At 72.1% G+C, this 3,939-nt stretch carries 2 protein-coding genes and 1 pseudogene; 2 read left to right on the top strand and 1 reads right to left on the bottom strand.

Annotation, left to right across the window (positions count from 1 at the left end):
• Nucleotides 1-2,850, top strand: a 2,850-nt coding sequence (locus FDA94_RS38700) for a golvesin C-terminal-like domain-containing protein (protein WP_137251987.1), incomplete at its 5' end; no start/stop codon positions are given.
• A 4-nt stretch (nt 2,851-2,854) separates the two neighbouring features.
• Here FDA94_RS38700 and FDA94_RS38705 read toward each other — a convergent pair.
• Nucleotides 2,855-3,658 (bottom strand): AfsR/SARP family transcriptional regulator, encoded by an 804-nt coding sequence (locus tag FDA94_RS38705; RefSeq protein WP_137251988.1) that lies wholly within the window; start codon nt 3,656-3,658, stop codon nt 2,855-2,857.
• A 93-nt stretch (nt 3,659-3,751) separates the two neighbouring features.
• Between FDA94_RS38705 and FDA94_RS38710 the strand changes: the two are divergent.
• Nucleotides 3,752-3,939: pseudogene (locus FDA94_RS38710) on the top strand (ArsR family transcriptional regulator); the annotation flags it as partial.

Genomic DNA, 3,939 nt, shown 5'->3' on the forward strand with positions numbered 1-3,939 from the left:
CTCGCGCCCGCCGCCGCCTCGGGCCGCGTCGCCAACCCCCGGCTGGCGCTCGCCCTCCGGCCGGCGGGCGCGGCGGCGACCACGGCCGTGACCGGCACCGTCGACCAGGGGTACACGTGCGCCGTCCCGCGCAACGACCCGCAGGTGCAGGTGTACCAGCCGCACTGGCGTCAGGTGGAGTGGGCGGTCGACCAGCTCGTCTTCAAGAACCGGCTGGCGGTCTGGCGGCCGAACGGCTGGAAGGGCTCCGGGCTCGCCGGGTGGAACCCGCAGGCCGAGTTCCCGGTGCCGGACCTGCAGGGCGGCGGCCGGGTGCCGGTGTCGATCATGTTCGGCATCCTCGCCCAGGAGTCCAACCTCTGGCAGGCGCAGCGCAGCGTGCTGGAGGGCGAGACCGGCAACCCGCTCGTCGGCAACTACTACGGCGTCAACATCTACGACAGCGACCCGTCCAACGACTGGGCCGTCGACTTCGCCAAGGCCGACTGCGGCTACGGCATCTCCCAGCAGACCGACAACATGCGGAAGAACAGCGGCGGATGGAACGCCGACAAGCAGAAGAGGGTGGCGATCGACTACGTCACCAACATCGCCGCGGGCATGGCGACCCTGGCGGGCAAGTGGAACCAGATCTGGGCCGACACCGACGGGCTGGGCAAGGTCAACGACGGCGACCCGTCGAAGATCGAGAACTGGTATCTCGCCGTGTGGGCGTACAACTCCGGCTGGCACCCGAAGGCCGACGCGTGGGGACGCGACGGCAACGGCCAGCCGAACAACGGCGCGTGGGGGGTGGGCTGGCTGAACAACCCCGCCAACCCCTCCTACCGGCAGGACCGGCGGCCGTTCCTGCACGACAACTCCTACGCCGACGCCGGGCACCCGCAGGACTGGCCCTACCAGGAGAAGGTGCTGGGCTGGGCGGCGTGGCCGATCGCCAAGACCTACGTCGACCCGGCCACGAACCGGCCCGTCACCGAGGGCGGCTACAACTACGCGTGGTGGACCACCGACGGCTACCGCGCCTCGATCGTGCCGACGGTCTCCAACACCACCTACGTCGACGTCAACGCCTTCTGCGCGACCGCGAGCAACGAGTGCCAGCCGCCGTCGTCGGGGAGCGGGCGCGGCACCTGCCTGCGGTCGGACTCCAAGTGCTGGTGGCACGTGCCGAAGGCGTGGAAGGACTGCTCGTCGGCCTGCGGCAACGAGGCGTCCCTGCGCTACGACTCCACCTGGGCCGGCACCGAGCGCGTCGAGCCCACCGACCAGTGGACGCCCTGCCGGACCCCCGGCCTGCCACCGGTCACCGGCGACACCGCCAAGGTCCTGATCGTCGACGACGTGACCGTGCCGGCCGTACGCGGGGGCTGCGACAACAGCGGATGGACCAACAGCGGCACCCTGTCCTTCGAGTTCGCCCAGGACTCGGCGGGCCGGGTCCCGGCCAGGGCCGACTTCCAGCAGCTCGGCAACGGGTTCGGCGGGCACGAGTGGTTCGCCTACACCCGGACGAGCGCCAGGAACGGCGACGTGATGCGGGTGACCGGCACCTGGAAGCCGAACGAGGACGTCAACGCGTGGGCCCGGGTGCTCGTCCACATCCCGAAGCGGCGGGCGGAGACGCAGCAGGCGCCGTACACGGTCGGCCTGGGCAACGGCAGGCAGGAGACCCGCTATCTGAACCAGAGCCGGGAGCAGAACGGCTGGTACAACCTGGGCGTCTTCCCGTTCGCCGGGCGGCCGCAGGTGTCGCTCACCAACGTGAACCTGGAGGGCGACGGCTCGGCGGCCATCTCGTGGGACGCGGTCGCCTTCCAGGTGCTCAAGAAGCGGCCCAAGCACTTCGTCGTCGCCATGGGCGACTCGATCACCTCGGGCGAAGGAGTGGGGAACTACCTCCCCGAGACCGACTTCGAGTACCGGACGCCGCGCTGGAACGCCTGCCGGCGCAGCAAGGACGCCTGGATCAGGCAGTCGGTGCTGCCGGGCGAGACCCAGACCGTCGGCGAGCTGGCCGACTCCTTCGACCCGAGGCTCGACTTCGCGTTCGTGGCCTGCTCCGGCGCCACGACGCGGGACATGACCGTGCCGCAGTACCAGTACATGACGCAGCCGATCTCGGCCTGGTCGGACTACCGGGGACGGGCGGAGGGCCGGTTCCGGGAGGCGGCGCAGCTGGAGAGCGGCTTCCTGAACGAGAACACGACCCTGGTCGCGCTGACCGTCGGCGCCAACGACACCGACTGGGACGGCGTCATCGCCGACTGCCACATCTTCACCTGCGGTGACGTCCCCACGTACGAGAGCGACCTGCGGGCCGAGATCCTCGCCACCCTCAACACCCGGGTCGAGGCGGGCGACCCGGCGAACGTCGCGCACCTCCTGCAGGAGATCGAGGACGAGACGGACAACAAGAGCACCTCGCGCGGGAAGAAGGCGAAGATCGTGCTCATGGGCTATCCCGACGTGTCCGGGAGCAACTCCTCGTGCACGACCTTCGACCCCCAGGCGCAGGGCGTCCTGCGGCGGGCCGGCGAGTACTTCGTCACCGAGGCGAAGAACACCGTGCGGGTGCTGCGCGACGCCGGGAACGAGGTGTCCTTCGCCGACTCCCTGCCCGCCTTCCGGGGCCACGGCGTGTGCGACGCCGACCGGTGGGTGAACCCCGTCATGTTCACCAAGACCGGTCCGGGCGACTTCGGCGACCTCTGGGACGGCTGCATCGCCGACGGCGTCCGGTGCGCGAGCCGCAGTTCGATGCATCCGACCAAGCGGGGCGCGACCGGGTTCGCCGCCGTGCTCGACGCGCACCTGCGCGGCTCGGAGGTGAACTACACCGGCTGGTAGACCTTCACCACCACGCGGTCGGCCCTCGTACCCCGGAAAGCGGCAGGTCGAGGGACCGGTCGGCGTGCACGATCCGGTCGTGCACCTCGCCGAGGTCGCTCGTCGGTTCGAGGCCGAGCTCCCGCGCGAAGTCGCCCCGCGCCCTGCGGTACGCCGCCAGGGCGTCGGGGCGGCGTCCGTCGCGGTAGAGGGCCAGCATGTACGCGCGGATCAGCCGCTCCCGCAGCGGATGCTGCCGCACCAGGTCGGCCAGCTCCGGCAGCAGGTCCCGGTGCCGCCCGCACTCCAGTTCGGCCTCCACGCACGCCTCGATCGCCGACAGCCGCAGCTCCTCCAGGCCCACCCCCAGCCGGTCGCGGACCCGGTCGGTGGCGGCGTCGGCGAGCAGCGGCCCCCGCCAGTGCGCCAGCGCGTCGCGCAGCAGGCGCGACCGGCCGCCCGGACCGGCCAGGCGGGCCCGCCCGACCAGGTCGCGGAACCGGTGGACGTCGACGGCGCCCGCGTCGGTCTCGGCCACGTAGCCGTCGCCCCGCAGCAGCAGCCGGAACCCCCGCGACCCCGTGCGGTCGGGATCGAGGGTCCCGCGCAACCGCGCGACGTGGCTGTGCAGGACGCCCCGGGCGTGGGCGGGCGGGTCGTCGTCCCACAGCAGCTCCAGCAACCGGCTCACCGGGACGACCCGGCCCGCCTCCAGCAGCAGCAGGCCCAGCAGGCAGCGCTGCGCGCGCCGGGCGAGCGCGATCCGCCCGCCGCCGTGCCACACCTCGACCGGCCCCAGCAGCCGGAACTCCCAACCCCCGTCAGTCATGATCGGCACGATCGGAGACGACGGTATACGTGAGGTATAGAACCAGGTCAGAGCGGCAAGCCGGTGTCAAGACGGGCCGCCGACACTCGGCGGGTGCTGCGCATCCACTTCACCGCCGAGGACATCGCGCGGACCCGCCTGAGCACCGTCGCCGACCCCCTGTGGGAGGTCCTGCTGAGCCACTTCCGGCTGGCCGACCCGGCCCCGCCGCTCCACCTCCGGCCGTGGACGGCGCGGCTGCGCGCCCGCCCCGGCCTGGCCGCCCTGGTGCGGCCCGGCGC

Origin of the sequence: Herbidospora galbida (assembly GCF_005233835.1) — a bacterium.
GTDB classification, from domain to species: Bacteria; Actinomycetota; Actinomycetes; order Streptosporangiales; family Streptosporangiaceae; genus Herbidospora; species Herbidospora galbida.